Source organism: Erythrobacter sp. MTPC3 (genome assembly GCF_042854385.1).
In the GTDB taxonomy this organism is placed as follows: Bacteria; Pseudomonadota; Alphaproteobacteria; order Sphingomonadales; family Sphingomonadaceae; genus Erythrobacter.
This window is the reverse complement of the sequence record NZ_BTGP01000015.1, coordinates 15,212-31,278: the sequence shown is the minus strand read 5'-3', so window position 1 is coordinate 31,278 and position 16,067 is coordinate 15,212. Positions and strand designations below refer to the sequence as shown.

Here is a 16,067-nt window from a genome sequence, read left to right as displayed (position 1 = left end):
GGCTCGATGCTGTGACAAGGCTTCTCCAAGACGGGCCATCTCGGCTTGGCTCAGAAAGCGTTCGATCTTCCGCCCCTTGTTGCGCTTGATGCCACGAAAGGGGTTTGAGTGCTCTGGGAGATAGCCCCATGCCTCCGCCTTGCCGAACATCGCCTTTAGGATTTCCATAGCGCGGTTTGCAGCGCCCGGTCCTGCCGTGCGTGTTAACATTGCATGCCAGCGCACAGCATCAGCATGGCTGATCTCGTCGATGAACTTTCCGGCGAATGCATGTTCCAAGTGCGTTCGACGGTAGATGTCATGTATCTCAAGGGTGGATGGCTTCCAGGTCGGAGCTGCAACCTCCCAATAGTGCCGGAGAAAGGAGGTGTAGGTCGGCGTCTTCTTCCCGCGTTGCTTCTTGTTCGCAGGATTCTGGCCCAGTTCGATCCTCAAGATGAGGCGGCGCGCAACATCCTTGGCGATCCGCTCGGTTAGAATAGCCGCATCGCCTATGGTGATGAGTCTCTGCTGGCCACCCATGGTGCGCTGCAAGACGTAGCTCTTCCTGCCAGACGGATGGATACGCTCGCCAAAACCGGGAAGGACGTAATCGAATCTCGTGCGGCGCTTTCCGGCATCACCCGGAACGATGCGCGCCAGCTCCTCGGCAAGGATGCGCTTGAGGTCATAGCTGGTCATGCGGTCATCCCCATTGAGTTTGCGAGGCTGGAACAGATGCGGTCGGCGCTTTCCGAAATCACCTCGTCGGCGAGGTGCGCGTACCGCGCCGTTGTTTCGGGAAGCGCATGACCGAGCAGCTTGCCAATCGTCGCAAGCGGTATGCCTTTCGCGATGGCGACCGACGCGAAGCTGTGACGCAAATCGTGCAAGCGCACATCGGGCAGAGCTGCCTTGCGCCTGATCTTCTCCCAGTGCTGACCTAGGTTGATCGGCACCTCGCGATACATCGCCGGGAAAACGAGTTGATCGTCTCCGCGCCGTTGCAGCCCAGCGAGTACAGCGATTGCCTGCGGGTTGAGGTAGATCGTCTTCGGGCCGGTCTTGCTGTCAGGCAATGCGAGGCGGGGTATCTGGACGTAGCGCCAGCGCAATGTCGCAATCTCTGAAACCCTTGCGCCTGTATAGATCAGCATCCGGAGAGCTGGGACCACGAACTCATTGGCACCGTCGTGCTCTGCCAGCACCTTACCGAGCCTTCGATATTCATCGGCTGAGAGATAGCGTTCCGGCAGGTCCCGCTTGAAGCGAGAAACGCCGCGACACGGGTTGGTGTTCTTCTCGCGATAGCCGAGCTTCTCGGCATATTGCATCATAACCGACATGATCGGGATGCTGCGGTTAAAGGCTCCTCCCACATCAGCCATGCTATCTCGCCAGCAATTGATGTCAGCCCTTTCAATCGCGTCGACAGAGAGTGTTCCAAACCTTGGGATCAGCCGCTTGTCGATATAGGCCCGCGATGCATCGCGCGTCGAAGGCTTCCAATGCGGCGAATAGTCGAGCCAAAACTCCTCAGCGTACTCCGCGAAGAGTGGAGCTTTTAGCTTCTCCGGAGCGGTAGGAAGATCGGCAAGCGTCGCCTTGATGAGCAATCTGCGCGCGGCAGCGCGCGCGGCGGGAGCGCCTAACGCACCTGCCGCCACTCCCGCGCTTCCCAGCGTCACCATTCGCTGCACGCCTCGCGGCCTGTGCTTTACGATCCACGTGAGATGTCCCGACTTGCGCTTGCGCAGTCCGAAGCCGGGAAGCTCTGTATCCCATGTGATGCCGACCGGAAGAGACTTTCGCCGCGCAACATAGCCGGTCAGTTTGAGACGATGGGACTGCCTGCGGCGGGATACTGCTGTGCCTTGGCTACCACCTGATTGCTCGGTCTTTCGGACTTGCGATGCTTCTGTTTCTTCGTGCCTTTTTGCCATTCCATGCAGCTACCGCTGCGTTCGGCGCGCACGACTTCTTGCGGCGCGTGAGTATGTTGCGGGCACCGTTTGCTGGAAGGCGATACTTGGCGGCTTTTGGGATGGCGGCTCGATTGTCGGCAAGTATCTCGCTCACTCACCCGATGGCGTATGACGACATACGTTTACATTTGTCATGTAAACGTATGTCGGCAAGACGTTTGCAAACGTAATGTTGTGACAACATTGCAAATGTTTTGACATGGCACCGCAACACGACATAGGAAGGAATGTGAAGTCCAATGTCATCAAAGGTTGTCCTATGGCAGTTATCTCTCTCGCATCTCCCAAAGGCGGATGCGGCAAGTCCACCACGGCAATTGTGCTAGCGGGCACTTTCGCCACACAAGGCTACCGGGTCCGGATCATCGACGCCGATCCGGCCAGGCGCGTTCTGCGCTGGGCCGATGCTGGTCTGGCAGGGGACGCGATCACCGTTGCGCCAGCGGATGCCAAAACGCTCGTTCAGGCGGTGCGGGACGGCGAGGCGGAGGCTGAAATCGTCCTCATCGACGTGGAGGGCAGCGCCTCGATGGTGCAACCCATCGCCATCGGCCATTCGAACTTCGTGCTGATTCCGGCGAACCCTTCAGCAGCAGACGTTGAGGAAGCCGTTGCGACTGTCCAGCTTATTGCGGACACTCCGACGAAGGCCGGCACACATGCGCCATTCGGCCTTGTCTGGACTCGATTTCCAACCGGCTTCATTTCCCGCGACGAGGCCGCGCTAATCGAACAGATTGCCGGGGCAGGGGTGCCGATCATGGGCCGACTCTACGAGCGGCCTGCCTATCGCAGCCTCATTTCATTCAGCACGACGCTCGACAAGCTACCAACGACCGAAATTCGCGCGGAAACGCTGGCGAAGGCCATTGCGGAAGGCGAGGAACTGGCAGGTTCGGTGGCCAATGCGATCCTCAAGCAATCGGAGAAGGCCGCATGACGACGCCTAAAACGCCCGTGAGGCGCGATTTGACCGGAGGGCTGGGGGCAGTCAAGGCACCGGGCAATGTCGAGCCTGTGTCGCTGCCAGAGCCGCCTGTGGCGGGATCTGGCGACCGCTTCAAAACCGTCCCGGTTGCTGCGGCCGATCTGGACCGGCTTGAAGCCAACCAGGCGCCGGTTGCTCCCAAGCGGGAGCGGGCGACTGGCAGGAACATACCGTTCACGACCAGACTCCGCAAAGACACGATGGAATATATCTATGGTCAGGCCAACAGCCGGAACATTCCGATCGCCGCCGTAATCGAGGAGCTGGTCGAGGCGCACCGCGAAGCGGGGGCCGGGGGAGGGCGCTGACAACCCAAGACGGGCTGACCATCGGTTGCACCCGATGGCCAACCCTAATCGCAACCGCAAATTGGAGCTTTGCGAATCATGACTGACTACGATCTTTATCTCCCCGCCGTTCCTTCGGCAAAAGAGTGGCCGCGCCTGTATAGGCAGTATGTAGAAGCCAACGAGCGATTGCTGGAAGCAGTGGCGCGGATCGACGCACCGGATGCTACGCTTGATCCAGACCTGTCGGCGGCTCACGATGATGCGGGAAGGGCGCTTATGCGCTGTCCCGCCAGTGAGCTGATCCACGTTGCACAGAAAGTCCGCGTGGCGCAAAACCTGACCGACATTAACCGCGCGTTCCCGAATCTGTCCTATCTCATTGAGGCCGATATTTTCCGGCTGCTGGGCATCCCGGAACCGAACCAGCCCTTGCTGCCGACGCTCCACACCACCGGCTAGAACAGCACCTTATCGGGGCCGAGCCGCTATGCTATGATCGCGCGAGATTGCTCGCCTCCCATTCTCGCATCGGTTGCTGGACCAGTGGGGAGGGAAGCGAACCGATGGAGAATGGAAATGGCACCGCAAGATTTCATCCCCGACATGGGCATAGGTGGCTGGCTTGTTGCCGCTTTCGCCTTGATGGCGGCGCTCGCACTTGCTGCGCGGTTCCGATACTGGATAGCAGCGGCGCTATGTGTGCTGATGCTCATTGCACAGATCGACACCTGGTTGTGCTTTGCATTCCCGGCATTCGTTTCCTTCGTGCTTTCGTTCTTCGATACGCGTCCTGGTGCGGGCGTCGACGACGACGATCCAGACGGCAAGGGATACGACTATGCCGAGGAAGCAGCTTGGCGCAACGACAACTGGCATTGGCATCACGATCCCTACAAGTGAGCGGCGCGCGCAGGTCAGGTGTGCAACGTCAATCAGGCTCAAGTGATGCCTAGCTTGCGGTTCCCAATGATGACAGCGCGGCGACTACTTTTGTGCTGCCGTGGTCTGCAATCGCCTTGGCAATCGCCTTTGCCTCGCCTTGAGACATTGCGGCGATCTTGATACGCTCAAGTGCTGCGATCAGCGGAGCGCGGCCAGCATCACGCTCCGCCTCAAGTGCTTCCTTTTCGAGCCTGCGAAGTTCCTTCATTCGCGCATCGAGTTCGGACTTTTCGGCCCTGATTGCTTCAAGTGACTTTGGGCGTTTTGCCATCTTTGCTTTCCCCGTTCTGACGAGACAGATCGCCATTCCCTAAGGTTGCAGGGGCGGGCCATCAACTGATATTGTCACCAATACCGAACCAAAAACGCGCGGCAAAGCCGCTCCATTTTTCATCATTCTAGCGAACGAAATTCCGCGCCGGGCGAATGCCTGGTTCGCTATCGCTCACTATGGCTTCCTTCCGTCTGCGTCCTTTCGTGATCTTGTTTTGAGCGAAGGGGAGTGATAGTAGGTAAGCAATTGTTGAAGATGGCAGGATAGCTATTCGATTGCCATTGTAACACAATGGATCGAATAGACCGCTGCACGGGGCTTGAATGGCGCACATCACGCTACGCATGAGTGACGAGGCAACAGCCATCGTCGATGACCTTGCCAAAGCGGCAGGCATGACGCGCAGCGCATGGATCAATCGCGCGATCCGCGATGCAATGCCGAGGCGTCCCGATGAAATCAGGGACGTGCCCACAGGGCCAATTCAGAAAACATCGCGCGTCGGGATCAATCTGCCAATCAGTGAGATTGAGGCGATTGACCGCGTGGCAAATCAGGCCGGTTTGTCTCGCCATGAATGGCTCAAGAGAACCGTGCGCTGGCAGCTTTGGGCAAGGGCAGGGGAGCTGCGCCTGGTCCCTGCCAGCGTCGATGCGTTGCACGAAATCGCGAACCAGATTCGCAAGATTGGCAACTCGCTCAATCAAGCGGTGAAGGCAATGAATGCGGCCAACAAACCGGGCGCGCCGCTCGAAATTTGTCAGACGGCGAAGCACGTTCTTGTCATGCGCGATGACCTGGCCGAGCGCATTGATGGTGCTGCAAGGCAGGCCGTCAATGCCGCGCGCGGTGAGGTTCAATACTGGCGGCAGGCTGAAGAATTGTGGAGCGGGGAAGGGGAGAACGCGCCTTGAACCCGTTTGAATTTTCCGAGCGATTGCTGGACGATCTTGAGCGTGTTCAAGGTGCCAGTGGACGCGGACGTGGCCGCGTCGATCACGCTGGAAACCAGCGTTTGGGCAAGGCGCTGTTTGCTCATTTGCACGGTCCTGGCATGGGCGATGCAGGGAAAGGCGGACGTTCTTCATCGCGCGCCGAACGCTCGCAGGCCGCTGCGAAATCTCTATCGCGCGTGGCCCAAAAGGCTCCGCAGGTTGTGTTCAAGATCACGAGCCGGGTGCATGGCGCGGCCAATACGGTTTCGTCATTCACCTATGTTTCGCGCGTCAGTGTTTCCGAAAAAGACGACATTCCGTTGCTGACGAGCGAGGGCAAAGAGCTGACCAGCGCGACCGAAATGCTGGCGCTGGCGCGTGACTGGCAGGCCCATGCCGACGCGGGAAATGATCGCCGGAAAGGTGCGACGGCGCTTGCGATGGTCTATTCAATGCCGCCTGGAACGGACCCTGAAAAGGTGCGCGAGGCGGTTATCAATCTGGCTGAAGAGGACTTTGCAGATCGCCGCTGGGTAGCTGCCTTGCACACCGATGAAGCGCACCCGCACGTCCATGTTGTGATCGCCATGCGCGACAACGCCGGAAGGCGTTTCAACCCTGACAGGCAATTCATTCAGCACAATCGCGAGCGGTTTGCGGAGAAGTTAAGGGAGCTGGGAATCGAGGCCGATGCGAGCCGTAGCGTTGCGCGCGGTTATCCTCCCAAGGGCGACAAATTGCCCGTTCAGAAGGTGCGGGAGCGGGGCGCGGAGGCGACCGTTGATGCAGCGCGCGTTGCTACTCTTGACGGCAAGGATCAGCCTTCGCAGGCGTATATGGCGAAGCGCGAGCGGGCTGTTTCCAAGACCGTCGCCAACGCCGAAGCGGTCAAGGAAACCTATCGCAAGGCGATTGACGAGCTGCGCTCGCACGGCGGAGCCGAGCAGTCCGAGCTGGCGAAATCGCTTGAAAAATTTGTGTCTGAAATGCCGGAGCCGCGTAGCGCGCGGGCCGACATTCTTGAACGCTTGCGGGAGGGCAACGCGCTGCCTGAACGCTTTGAGAAAGACCCCGAACTTGAACGGCTGAAGGCGCGCGTTCAGTCACGATCCGATGAGGCGAAGGAAGCCGCGTTGGCGCGGCTTCTCAAGTCGCGCGAGCGCCTGCAGGGCGTCGGCAAGGCTGACAAGATCGAGGAAGCGAAGGCCGCTGCACTTGAGCGGCTGAAGGCGTCCCGCGCGCGGCTGCAAGGCCAGGGCGACCCGAACAATAGCCCCGCCAGCGAGCGCGATCCGAAAGTGCAGCGTGACCAGGCCGACGCCGCGACACGCGCGCTCAACAAGACTATCGAAGATCAGCAACGCCAGCATGATCGTGATCGAGCGCGCGAGCAGGAGCGCGAGCGCGACAAGGACAGGCCCCGCGACAGGGGCAGGGATGATCGAAGCCGATGACCACCGATGAATTGCTTATTGAAGCCTTGAATCAGCTTGCCGCTCTGTCAGAGTCGATTGCGGCGCTCGATGCGCGCCAGCAGGCACTCGAATCCTCTCTGAAAGCCATCGAGGATCAAACCGAAAAATCGCACCATAATTTTCAATTGCTGGCGCGGGCGCTTGGGCTTCTGCATATCCGAGTTTCGGCCGAAAATCCCTATCCCGAAGATATGCTGGAGGACGACCTGTATTTGCCGTTCCTTACCAACTACCCGGAGGACGGCCCGCCGGTTATCACGGCTGAAGAAATGCGAACCCACGTCAAGCGGTTCGCTGAAATGGACGAACGCACTCTGGCGTCAGGCTGGGCACAGACGCGCGAGCTGCATCATCTGACGATGTATCAGCTTTTGAGAAACCGGCAGATCGAGCGCGAAGTCCGCAAAGCCGTGGGCAACTTCGACAAGGCCGTGGTGAAGGACGATGAACGCGATCTATCCGCCGATCGCGCAGACTAGCGTTCGCGGTCTGCTTCTTCCTGCCTTGTAGTGGCACGGGCCTGGTCCGCTTCTACATCACGCTCTATCGCCTTCACCTGTGGCGGAACGATCCGCTCACCGCGCTCCATCGTTTGAGCCACGGCCTCAACCGCCGCTTCGCGCATATTCCTGGCCATGTCGCTTTTCTCGCCATACTTGTCGTTTATGACGGCATCGAGCGCCGCGACGAGCTTTGCGCCGTCATTATACCGCCGATCCATCAGGCGATCCGCCTGCGTCATCTGACGAAAATCATTGGCCATCTGCCGGTTCTGTTCTGCCCGATTGGCATCACGCGAGCCATCGAACCGTTCAGATGGCTGCGAGCCACCTTCAGAACGTGTGCCGGCGTCGGAAGGGCGCTCCTGTTCATCACTCATGCCTGTTTCCTTTTCTCGCTGATTTTCTCAAACGCATCGCCTTCCGGCCCCTGGTCCGGATCAATGCCGCCGTCGTCGGCCGCAGACCCGAATTTTTCCCTGTTGCGATCCAGCCATGTTGGATCGAACGTAAGGCCAGCGACCTTGAAGTATTCAACTGCCTTGGCTGGATCTCCATCATCGGGCAGACCCTCTGTTGGAAAACCGGCAAGGCTTTCGAGTTCGATACCGTTGAGCGCCTGACTATCGCTCATTGGCACAGCCCTCTGGCTGGCACGGCTTTCGCCGCCAGAGGCATCTTCAGGCTCTTCGTAGGATTCAATGATGGCCAGCGACCGGCGCGCAACGTCCGGATCGAGCGGCCTTTCAGGCACCGACGGCGGCTGCACGCTCGACGCATCCACCATCCACCTGTCCTTGTAATATCGAATCTTGCGGCCCTTCAGAGGCCGAATGCCAGCGCGCAGCACCACAACGTCATCCTGCGACATGAGCAGCAATTCTTGCGGCAGCATGAGCGGGCGGCGCTGTTCCGAGGTCGATACGGACCCCTCCCAAGCATCCCACACCTTCTTCGACTTGCTCTTGGCGCTATAGGTGTAATTGCCGAGGCGTTCGGATATTTCCTTCGCAACTGCATTGTCCTTTGGCGTGAACACCAGTTCCACACCGCAGTTCTGGACAATCTCATTGGTCACATCGGCCCCGTAAACATCGCGGAGCTGGCCGCGCGCCTGGATCACCGGGAGCAGCCGGATTCCATAGCCAGCGACGTATGAGAAGCCCGAAGCGATAACGCTTGCACGGCCAAGGCGCGCAAATTCATCGAGCAGCAGCAGCAGCTTGAGCGGGTGCTTTCCCTCACCGGGGAGTTCGCGCACATTCAGGTCAATCAATTGCTGAAACAGCAGATTATATACGTCTGCCATGCGCTCCATGTTATCGGGCGAGACACCGAGATAGAGCGAAATCGGCTTGTCCCGAAATTCGCGCAGGTCGAAATCGGATTCCGATGTTGCGGCATCCACATAGGGGTTCAGCCAGAGGTTGATCTTGGCTGACACGGACTGGCGAATGCTGGTGAAGGTATTGGCCGAGCTGCTATACCAGTCGGTCAGTGCCGAGACGCATGGCCCGGACAGCGGATTGCCCGCTTCCTCCCGCTCCCTGATGATTTTCGGGAACCTCGACTTGGCATCGCCCGCACTGAAATTGCGGTAAACCTCGCCAATCGTAAACGGCAATTCGGGCGTGGCGGCGACATAGGCGGCAACGCCAATGAATGCCGTGCGGGCAGAATCCGACCAGAAGCTATCGCCGCTTGTTGGCGGAGGCCAGAGCATCGCCGCGATCTTCTGCAATTCGTCGATGACCTCAATCGGATCATTCCGGTTGATGTGGCCAAGCGGGTTATAGCGCGCTGTGCGCCCATGACGGTCAAGCGGATCAAACAGGAAGACCTGATGGCCGAGCTGCTTGCGCCAGCCCGCCGATTTCTCCCAGTTTTCCTGCTTCACATCGAGGACGACAACCGAATCTGCCCATGTGAGCAGATTGGGAATGACCACGCCAACGCCCTTACCGGCACGGGTTGGCGCTTCGAGCAAGACATGCTCTGTCCCGCCGAGCTGAATGAAATCACTGCCCATCTTGCCCAGCAGGAGGCCGTTCTGGTCCATCAGGCCCGCTTTGCGGGCTTCGCCCGCCCGCGCCCAACGGGCATCGCCGTGGAGGCTCTGCGAGCGCCGGAGCAGCAAAAACCCGCCGCCCAGCAGCACTACGATGGTGGACGCGCCCAGGCCAAGCGCCAGCCAACGCATGACATGCTCATTATCCCGATAGAACCAGAAGTATTCCGGCATTCGGTGGACTGGCAAATCCGAGCGGAAAACGCCCAGCCCGATAGTCGCAATCAGCGCGCCACTGAACAGGATCACGACGAGAGCGAGGATTGCCGCGACAATCCATTGACCACGGCTCATATCGCCCATGCGCGCCTCCTAACCTTGCTTTGGCGGGTCGAAATAGATTTCCGTCACGAGGAACCGGCCATCAATCTTCTTGCACTGCACAACCACGTCCACGAGCAAATGCAGCAGATCGAGAATATCCTTGCGCTCAAGATCACTTCCGCCCTCCGATTCCTTGACCAGCAAGGAAAGCTGCTCAAAGGCGAGCGCCGCCGAGTCCGCGTGAACCGTGGTGATCGAGCCAGGATGGCCGCTATTGACGTTCCGCAGGTAGAAAAATGCCGTCCCGTCGCGCAATTCTTGCAGCAGAATGCGGTCAGGCCGCATCCGCAACGATGCTTCGAGAAGGCTCTTTGCCGTCACCTTCGCCTTGCCCTGGCCATCCTTGGAATAGAGCAAATGCACACGGTTGCGCTGCGGGACCACCAGTTCGCGCGTATCTTCGATAGTCAGCAGCCGTTCGTCATCGGGAATGAGCTGAATGAGCGCCTTGGAAAGTGTCGTTTTGCCGGAGCCGGTCGCACCGGAAATCAGGATGTTCTTGCGCGCCTTCACCGCCAGTTCGAGAAATTGCGGCCACTTGCCAGCGCGCTTCAGTTCCAGCAGATCGCTGTCGGCCGAATTTTCACGCGCGCCCGCCACTTGCGTTTCATTGAACAGTCCGAAGCCATCCAGTTCGCCAAGCGAAAACGTCTTGTCGGACGGTTTTCTGATCGTGAGCGAATATGCCCCCCCGTCACATGCCGGAGGGGCGACTATCTGGACACGCTCGCCCGTGGGCAGGCTGGTTGAGCAAATAGGCGTTTCTGCGCTCACCTTCTGACTGGTGAAATTTGCCATCGCATTGCTAAGGCTTTCAAGCCAGTCGCTGGAAAGTTCGGCAACCTCCTGCCACGCCCAGCCTCCCCGACCTTCAATGCCCACTTCGTTAGGGCGGTTCACCACCAGTTCCGTTATGTCGGCCTGGTCGAGAAACGTCCGCAGCGGTGCGAGGTGATAGTTGAGGATCGAGGCGTCAAACATCAGGGGCGCAACCGCAGCGAATAGACGCCGCTGAAATCCACGTCCTGGGCAACCATGATCGTCATTTCCTTGCCCTGTGGCGCGCGAAGGCGCGGCCTTATCTGCATCCCGTCCTGCACGGCACCTTGAGCTGCCGTATTCGGAGCGCGAATAGTCTGGTCCGCGCCGGAAATGTTGTCGGCCAGGGCCGATCCGGCATCACCGACAATCGAGAGCAGCAGGGCCGCGCCGAACCGCTCAAAGAAGAACGTATCGACATTTCCGCCCATGCCCGCCCTGCCGAGCTGGTCAGCAGCCGGCGACGTGAGCGAAACCGAAATCCCGGCAGGCGTAACCGCCCGCGTCCACAACACGAAAATGCGATTCTCGCCACGCTGGAAGCCGCCGCGATATTCACCAAGAACGCGGGTTCCCTTTTCCATGAGGATCACGTTGCCATTGGCTGACCAGACATTCGTGGGGATGATGCAGCTCGTATAACCTGGCTGTGTCGAATCCATTGCGGTCTGCAACACGCACGGGATCTGGCCACCGGCCAGAACCAGAAAGTTGCGGTTGCCGATCTTCGACGCATTAACCCGGCTGACCGTCGAGGGCGTCATACGCTGGCGGAGCGCATTCGGCGCTTCAGCCTGCACTATGGGATCGCCGTTTTCATCCACCTGGCCAACGGTCAGGTTGGAAAACGGACCCGCGCTGGAAGGTTGCTGGGCAGTGCTGCCGCCGGTCAGATTGCCAAGCACGCCGCCCACACCGCCGCCGCCAGAAACGGCCATCACTGGCGCGGTCATCTGCGCTTCATAAATCGCCCGGCGCCGTTCCGCGGCTTCGATCCGCGCCTGACGCTCACGCTCCAGCCTTTGCGCGATGGCCGAATTTGGATCAGCGCCGTTCGGATAGCCAGTCGGCCCCGGCACCGAAAGGTCCGAGCCATCGCCCATGATCGGATTGCCGAACGGATCAGTGCCAACCTGCGTAAGACCGTCCTGCGACACCACAATGGAGGCGGGCGGTGCCTTGCGGTCCGCTTCCTCTTCGCCCGTGAGGGCGAATGTGGAATCGTCAATCGTCTCCGGTTCTTCCTGTTGCTTCGAGGCGATGGAATAGGACAGGAAGCCGAGAAAGCCCGCTGCGGCCAGCATGACCGGCACACCAACATTGCGCGCGGCCTTCAGCTTTCCGCGCGGATTGAACGCCTTGCGATCAACCTCTGGCGCGACCGAATTGCGATCCGCTTCATTCTCGAAATCAACATCGGTGCCATCGACAATGCGCTGTTCTGCACCCCTGTTTTCATCGCCGCTCATTGTTCGCCTCCCTCAATCTGGCGCTCGACGTCAGGTGACGATGTGCCGGATGAATTGTCCGGGCCGTAGCGGTCAAACGCCTCGTTCCAGATGCAAGTAATCGCCTGGCCACGCCGCAACCGCAGTTCCCTCGTGACCTCGTGAATGACCACAAATTCGCCCCTCACATCGTAGGGGACCACGGCCTCGCTGCCGTCCGGCAGAACCTTGAAGATTGCCGGAATGGCCTGATTGCGAGGGAACCGCAGAACCGTGAATTGCCCGTTGTCTGTCACTTCTGACGGGGCCAGGTCCGACGAACCGGCAACGCGGTAGTCAAGATTGCGGGAGCCGAGCAGCACCGCGCCCTCCAGCGCGACACGAACGCCGCCCGCTTCCACCAGCAACATTTGCAGGGCCAAATGTCGCTGTTGCGCTTGTCGTGCTGCCTCGGCTTCCTCCACCGGATAGCGGAAGCGTATAACGAATTGGGCATCGGACCCGCTGCGGATCGTGCCCGATCGCGCCGACAATGCGAACGTGTATGTCCGCTTGAAGCCGTCAGTGTCGGTAATCACGATCAGATTGGTGTCTGCCGCGCGCGCGCGGGGCTTGATGAACAGTGAATTTTCAGCCGGGGCGACTTCCCAGCTTACCGTGTCGCCCATCGCGACACTCACGATTTTCTCACCGTTCCCAAACTCGATTTGCTGGGCAGTCCGGTAAACGCCGTTGATCCTTACGACTTCATCCCGGTTGTAGTCGATATACCGGATGCGGCTGTCATCGGGGCCGCGCGTTGGCGTTTCTTCGGCCATCACCGGGCCGCTTACGACCATCAGAGAGGCCAGGCAGGTAGCTGCCAGTGTGCTGATCTTCCTCATTGCACAATCTCCGGGTCTGCCCGGTAGCTTATGACCTGGAAGCCGAGCGGGTTATCGAGACGGCCAGCCTCGGTTTCGGGACGATCAACATATTTGTAGTTGATCGTCGCAATCCAGTTGCTCAATTCGTCAGGTGCGTTGCCTGGGCGGCTGACCACTTTCACGAACCGGACCTGTGCAACATTGTTCGCAATGAACGCGATATTGTTGATCCGTGCCGTCACAGTCTGGCCGTTCTGATAGAGCGCAAACGGGCTGGCCGGATTTTGCGCGCGCATGAAGGCCGAGTATTTCTCCTGCTCCTGCGGTGAGGAAAGGTAGAGAACCTTCTGGATCATTTCTCTGGCTGCGGCAGGCATCCACGCTTCACGATCACGCACATAGCTGGCGAGGAAATACTTGTTCACGGCTTCATCCGCCGTGACTTCGCGCGTCCGGTTCAGCCGCGTCACCACGTCCACGCCTCCGGTCTGCTGATCGACCCGCAGCACATACGGTTCCACCGATGTGAGAGGCGCTGCGATGTGCCAGATCAGCATTCCAAGGCCGAACAGAACGCCGCCACCGGCCACCATGTAAGCGGTGCGCTTCTGCCGCAGGGCTTCCCGCGCGCGGTCGTGGTCCCAGGACTTCGCCTCTGCGAAATACTTGTCCAGATCGCCTTTCGATTTAACGCCAAGTGCCATTTAACAACTCCCCGTCACAACCGCGCCGGGACGCATCGGCAGATTGTCTGTCATGGCCGAGAAGGGAGCTGGAACGCTCACAGCGGCCCCCTTGTCGTCACCGGCCTGGTTATCGCCCTCAAAGAGCATCGACGGTTCCGCCGGGGGCTTAACCGTCCCGTCCTGATTGACCGGACCAATCACGACCGGATTGACCAGCACCGATCCGTTAGGATTGGCGGGACGCGATTTTGAATAATTGCAGCCCACTGGCGGCAATTTCGTTTCAGGATTCGTCGCGCAGGCGGAACAAAGCGTGGCGATACCGCCCGCCAAGAGAATCCTCCCCCACCGGCGCACGTCCAATGCGCCCTTCTCACATCGTGTCATGGCTGTTGCTCCTAAGATCGTGGCCGAGAGGACGCGCCGCCCATGCTGGTCCGACCTCTCGCTGAATTGATGAAACTTTGACGCTGCTGGGACTGTGTTCGCAGCGACCACCCCGCAGCGTTACCGACGCCGCGCGCCGCGCTACGCGGCGAACGGTTTATGCTCCGCATCACCGAACGCTGTAGTGTCGAAGGATAGATGGCCGACAGGAAACCTGCGCCCGACGATCCGCCGCCGCCTGCGAATGAACCAATCGACTGTGCCTGGAGGATCAGAAAACCGCCAACCACGACTACCATCAGTTGCAGGATCATGGCGCTTAGCGCCGCCCAAGTTGTTGCGTCCGGGCCGACGCCGACTGCACCGGGGATGGACCCCACCATTGCAATCACAATAACCAGCGCAAGCGCCACCGCCGCAGTCTGAATTGCGTAATTCAGCACCGCGCCCAGCCACGAAAAAAACAGACCACTTGATGACGGGAAGATCAAAGCGCCGACAAAAATAGGCATCGTGGCGATAGTCACGAACAGACCGAACTTGATGAACAAGACCGTCACCATCGCGATCGCCGCGATGAGATAGGCGATCAGCATGATGACAATCACCATCAGGCCCGTGGCGAGATTGGGGATTTGAATGTCGATGAAGGCTCCGCCTTCATACCAAGGCTCCATCGAGCCATGTATTGCCATTGCCGGGCTGACCGCATTCTCTACGAACGTGTCGAACGAGGCATTCAAAGCGCCGCCGCCGAGCGCACCGGCGAGCTGGTCAGGTGCGGCCTGTGCCGCTGCCGCAATTTGCGGCGCTATGCTCGATGTGGCGGCAACAATGACGAGGTAGCATTTCAGCCACGTCGCAAGATAATTGCCGAATGGCTCTTGCGATACGCCTCGCATTACCGCGTAACCGACGATCACAAGATTGATGAGCATCGCAGTTTGCAATGGCGCAGCGACCAGTCCCTGAACTGCGGCATACTTGCCAGCAAGAGTCCCGGTTATCTGACCTTCGATCATGTTGTAGATTGCATCGAGCGCCATCGACTAATGCCTCACTTTGCCATCCAAGAGCCTGTTTCGGCCTCTTCCAGCGTTTTGCGTCGAGTTTCCTCGAACTTCCGCTTTTCAATCTCGCGAATCGCCGCCATCGCGTTCGAGCAATTCGCACCCGCCGCCGCATTCACCCGGCAATCATCGACTTGACGCCTGGCTTCGGGTTCATGCTCAAGGTAGTAATCGACCGATCTGGTCTGCTCGCAGCCAGCCAACAGGCTTGCTGCGAGCAATCCGACTGCCGTTCCCGCACAACGCAGGGGGCGGCGCATCACTGGCCGTTCCATGTGGCTGTCCAAGTGCCATTGGCTGCACTGTCCAGTGTGGCCTGCTGCGAGCGCGCAAATTCCTCTTGTGCCCGCAGTTTTGCCGCAGCCTCTTGCGCCTGCCTCGCCGCCATCATCTGGAGAATGCGGTTGTTCACCGATGCGTTCTCAATCGTCGCGCGGGCCTCAATATCTTGGGACTGGCGCAACGTGGTAGATGAAGCGAGGGCGCGGTTGAGGTCCGAAAGACCCTCCCCTGTCGTCTGCGTCGATTCCAGCATATATTCGCCGTATGCCTGATCGCGGGCTGAAATTTGCGCGGCGCGCTCCAACACAGATTGCGTGTCGCCCAGGGCCGCATTGCCGCCTTCAATTGAGAAGTTACTGTTTGCGAGAATCGACTCGGCCCGTTGTCCGATCGCACCCAGGTCGCTCAAATCCGACGACACCAATGCAACCGTGTCATTCATCCCTTCCGGCAGCGCGCCACGCAGCAGGCCGTCATCCAGAACCCCTGCCACATCGCCAACCGAACTGATCGAATTGACCTTGTTGTAGAATGAGCGGGCTTCCTGAAGCTGCGAAAGCGTGTTCCTGGCCGTCTGGATGGCCTGTGCGATCGCGCGAACGTCGATCACGGGCCACGCCGCATTCGCGGTGCCGGCGACGCAGATGGACGCCACCGCGCCCAGCGCATAGATCTTGAACCGCTTGCTCACCTTGAATTTGCTTGTCGGGGCCGGTGGGCTTGCCTCCATCACTGCTATGCTTGCCATT

The 16,067-nt window shown here is 59.4% G+C and carries 20 protein-coding genes; 7 read left to right on the top strand and 13 right to left on the bottom strand.

Annotated features, from left to right (window positions below; translation table 11 throughout):
* Positions 1–681: integrase arm-type DNA-binding domain-containing protein (locus ACGHU1_RS16225; RefSeq protein ID WP_390588606.1), on the bottom strand; the 681-nt coding region annotated here is incomplete at its 3' end.
* On the bottom strand, positions 678–1,922 hold the full coding sequence (locus ACGHU1_RS16220) for a tyrosine-type recombinase/integrase (protein WP_390588603.1): 1,245 nt from the start codon (positions 1,920–1,922) through the stop codon (positions 678–680). The genes ACGHU1_RS16225 and ACGHU1_RS16220, both read right to left, overlap by 4 nt.
* A gap of 301 nt (positions 1,923–2,223) precedes the next feature.
* Between ACGHU1_RS16220 and ACGHU1_RS16215 the strand changes: the two genes are divergently transcribed.
* From ACGHU1_RS16215 to ACGHU1_RS16200, 4 genes are all read left to right on the top strand, one after another.
* Positions 2,224–2,904: an AAA family ATPase gene (locus tag ACGHU1_RS16215; protein WP_390588600.1), complete on the top strand. Its 681-nt coding sequence runs from the start codon at positions 2,224–2,226 to the stop codon at positions 2,902–2,904.
* The gene (locus ACGHU1_RS16210; protein WP_390588599.1) at positions 2,901–3,260 is read left to right on the top strand and encodes a hypothetical protein; all 360 of its coding nucleotides are present in this window, start codon (positions 2,901–2,903) and stop codon (positions 3,258–3,260) included. The genes ACGHU1_RS16215 and ACGHU1_RS16210 overlap by 4 nt, the downstream gene beginning before the upstream one ends.
* A 78-nt stretch (positions 3,261–3,338) precedes the next feature.
* Positions 3,339–3,701, top strand: a complete 363-nt coding sequence (locus ACGHU1_RS16205; RefSeq protein WP_390588596.1) for a hypothetical protein — start codon at positions 3,339–3,341, stop codon at positions 3,699–3,701.
* Between the two features lie 117 nt (positions 3,702–3,818).
* Positions 3,819–4,142 carry a hypothetical protein gene (locus ACGHU1_RS16200; protein WP_390588594.1) on the top strand — a complete coding sequence of 108 codons (324 nt, stop codon included), beginning with the start codon at positions 3,819–3,821 and terminating at the stop codon, positions 4,140–4,142.
* Positions 4,143–4,191: 49 nt separating this feature from the next.
* On the opposite strand, the gene ACGHU1_RS16195 is transcribed toward ACGHU1_RS16200, so the two are convergent.
* Positions 4,192–4,455: a hypothetical protein gene (locus tag ACGHU1_RS16195; RefSeq protein WP_390588591.1), complete on the bottom strand. Its 264-nt coding sequence runs from the start codon at positions 4,453–4,455 to the stop codon at positions 4,192–4,194.
* 326 nt (positions 4,456–4,781) lie between these two features.
* Here ACGHU1_RS16195 and ACGHU1_RS16190 point away from each other — a divergent pair, with 326 nt between their 5' ends.
* From ACGHU1_RS16190 to ACGHU1_RS16180, 3 genes are read left to right on the top strand one after another with little or no spacing between them, the layout of a single operon-like run.
* Complete coding sequence (locus tag ACGHU1_RS16190; protein WP_390588588.1) at positions 4,782–5,372, top strand: hypothetical protein; 591 nt, start codon at positions 4,782–4,784, stop codon at positions 5,370–5,372.
* On the top strand, positions 5,369–6,847 hold the full coding sequence (locus tag ACGHU1_RS16185; RefSeq protein WP_390588585.1) for a relaxase/mobilization nuclease domain-containing protein: 1,479 nt from the start codon (positions 5,369–5,371) through the stop codon (positions 6,845–6,847). The genes ACGHU1_RS16190 and ACGHU1_RS16185 overlap by 4 nt, the downstream gene beginning before the upstream one ends.
* Positions 6,844–7,347: a hypothetical protein gene (locus ACGHU1_RS16180; RefSeq protein WP_390588582.1), complete on the top strand. Its 504-nt coding sequence runs from the start codon at positions 6,844–6,846 to the stop codon at positions 7,345–7,347. Before ACGHU1_RS16185 ends, ACGHU1_RS16180 begins: the two co-directional genes overlap by 4 nt.
* Here ACGHU1_RS16180 and ACGHU1_RS16175 read toward each other — a convergent pair.
* The 10 genes from ACGHU1_RS16175 to ACGHU1_RS16130 form a co-directional block, all read right to left on the bottom strand.
* Positions 7,344–7,748, bottom strand: coding sequence for a hypothetical protein (locus ACGHU1_RS16175; protein ID WP_390588579.1), 405 nt, complete (start codon positions 7,746–7,748; stop codon positions 7,344–7,346). The genes ACGHU1_RS16180 and ACGHU1_RS16175 overlap by 4 nt on opposite strands.
* Complete coding sequence (locus ACGHU1_RS16170; RefSeq protein ID WP_390588577.1) at positions 7,745–9,739, bottom strand: type IV secretory system conjugative DNA transfer family protein; 1,995 nt, start codon at positions 9,737–9,739, stop codon at positions 7,745–7,747. Before ACGHU1_RS16170 ends, ACGHU1_RS16175 begins: the two co-directional genes overlap by 4 nt.
* A gap of 9 nt (positions 9,740–9,748) precedes the next feature.
* Positions 9,749–10,741, bottom strand: coding sequence for a P-type DNA transfer ATPase VirB11 (gene virB11 / locus ACGHU1_RS16165; RefSeq protein ID WP_390588574.1), 993 nt, complete (start codon positions 10,739–10,741; stop codon positions 9,749–9,751).
* A complete protein-coding gene (gene virB10, locus ACGHU1_RS16160) occupies positions 10,741–12,048 on the bottom strand; it encodes a type IV secretion system protein VirB10 (RefSeq protein WP_390588571.1) in 1,308 nt (435 codons plus the stop codon). Before virB10 ends, virB11 begins: the two co-directional genes overlap by 1 nt.
* Entirely contained in the window at positions 12,045–12,911 is an 867-nt protein-coding gene (virB9, locus tag ACGHU1_RS16155; RefSeq protein WP_390588568.1) for a P-type conjugative transfer protein VirB9, read from the bottom strand. Before virB9 ends, virB10 begins: the two co-directional genes overlap by 4 nt.
* Positions 12,908–13,597 carry a virB8 family protein gene (locus ACGHU1_RS16150; RefSeq protein WP_390588565.1) on the bottom strand — a complete coding sequence of 230 codons (690 nt, stop codon included), beginning with the start codon at positions 13,595–13,597 and terminating at the stop codon, positions 12,908–12,910. The genes virB9 and ACGHU1_RS16150 overlap by 4 nt, the downstream gene beginning before the upstream one ends.
* Entirely contained in the window at positions 13,598–13,912 is a 315-nt protein-coding gene (locus ACGHU1_RS16145; RefSeq protein WP_390588562.1) for a hypothetical protein, read from the bottom strand. It lies immediately after the preceding gene.
* Between the two features lie 65 nt (positions 13,913–13,977).
* Positions 13,978–15,012, bottom strand: coding sequence for a type IV secretion system protein (locus tag ACGHU1_RS16140; RefSeq protein WP_390588559.1), 1,035 nt, complete (start codon positions 15,010–15,012; stop codon positions 13,978–13,980).
* Between the two features lie 11 nt (positions 15,013–15,023).
* The gene (locus ACGHU1_RS16135; RefSeq protein ID WP_390588608.1) at positions 15,024–15,296 is read right to left on the bottom strand and encodes an EexN family lipoprotein; all 273 of its coding nucleotides are present in this window, start codon (positions 15,294–15,296) and stop codon (positions 15,024–15,026) included.
* A complete protein-coding gene (locus ACGHU1_RS16130; protein ID WP_390588556.1) occupies positions 15,296–16,066 on the bottom strand; it encodes a type IV secretion system protein in 771 nt (256 codons plus the stop codon). Before ACGHU1_RS16130 ends, ACGHU1_RS16135 begins: the two co-directional genes overlap by 1 nt.
* Between the last annotated feature and the right edge of the window lies 1 nt (position 16,067).

Bases quoted from the DNA above. Each gene is read 5' to 3' on its own strand.
- ACGHU1_RS16220 (WP_390588603.1), bottom strand. From the start codon at position 1,922: ATGGCAAAAAGGCACGAAGAAACAGAAGCATCGCAAGTCCGAAAGACC.
- ACGHU1_RS16215 (WP_390588600.1), top strand. From the start codon at position 2,224: ATGGCAGTTATCTCTCTCGCATCTCCCAAAGGCGGATGCGGCAAGTCC.
- ACGHU1_RS16210 (WP_390588599.1), top strand. From the start codon at position 2,901: ATGACGACGCCTAAAACGCCCGTGAGGCGCGATTTGACCGGAGGGCTG.
- ACGHU1_RS16205 (WP_390588596.1), top strand. From the start codon at position 3,339: ATGACTGACTACGATCTTTATCTCCCCGCCGTTCCTTCGGCAAAAGAG.
- ACGHU1_RS16200 (WP_390588594.1), top strand. From the start codon at position 3,819: ATGGCACCGCAAGATTTCATCCCCGACATGGGCATAGGTGGCTGGCTT.
- ACGHU1_RS16195 (WP_390588591.1), bottom strand. From the start codon at position 4,455: ATGGCAAAACGCCCAAAGTCACTTGAAGCAATCAGGGCCGAAAAGTCC.
- ACGHU1_RS16190 (WP_390588588.1), top strand. From the start codon at position 4,782: ATGGCGCACATCACGCTACGCATGAGTGACGAGGCAACAGCCATCGTC.
- ACGHU1_RS16180 (WP_390588582.1), top strand. From the start codon at position 6,844: ATGACCACCGATGAATTGCTTATTGAAGCCTTGAATCAGCTTGCCGCT.
- ACGHU1_RS16175 (WP_390588579.1), bottom strand. From the start codon at position 7,748: ATGAGTGATGAACAGGAGCGCCCTTCCGACGCCGGCACACGTTCTGAA.
- ACGHU1_RS16170 (WP_390588577.1), bottom strand. From the start codon at position 9,739: ATGGGCGATATGAGCCGTGGTCAATGGATTGTCGCGGCAATCCTCGCT.
- virB11 (WP_390588574.1), bottom strand. From the start codon at position 10,741: ATGTTTGACGCCTCGATCCTCAACTATCACCTCGCACCGCTGCGGACG.
- virB10 (WP_390588571.1), bottom strand. From the start codon at position 12,048: ATGAGCGGCGATGAAAACAGGGGTGCAGAACAGCGCATTGTCGATGGC.
- virB9 (WP_390588568.1), bottom strand. From the start codon at position 12,911: ATGAGGAAGATCAGCACACTGGCAGCTACCTGCCTGGCCTCTCTGATG.
- ACGHU1_RS16150 (WP_390588565.1), bottom strand. From the start codon at position 13,597: ATGGCACTTGGCGTTAAATCGAAAGGCGATCTGGACAAGTATTTCGCA.
- ACGHU1_RS16140 (WP_390588559.1), bottom strand. From the start codon at position 15,012: ATGGCGCTCGATGCAATCTACAACATGATCGAAGGTCAGATAACCGGG.
- ACGHU1_RS16135 (WP_390588608.1), bottom strand. From the start codon at position 15,296: ATGCGCCGCCCCCTGCGTTGTGCGGGAACGGCAGTCGGATTGCTCGCA.
- ACGHU1_RS16130 (WP_390588556.1), bottom strand. From the start codon at position 16,066: ATGGCAAGCATAGCAGTGATGGAGGCAAGCCCACCGGCCCCGACAAGC.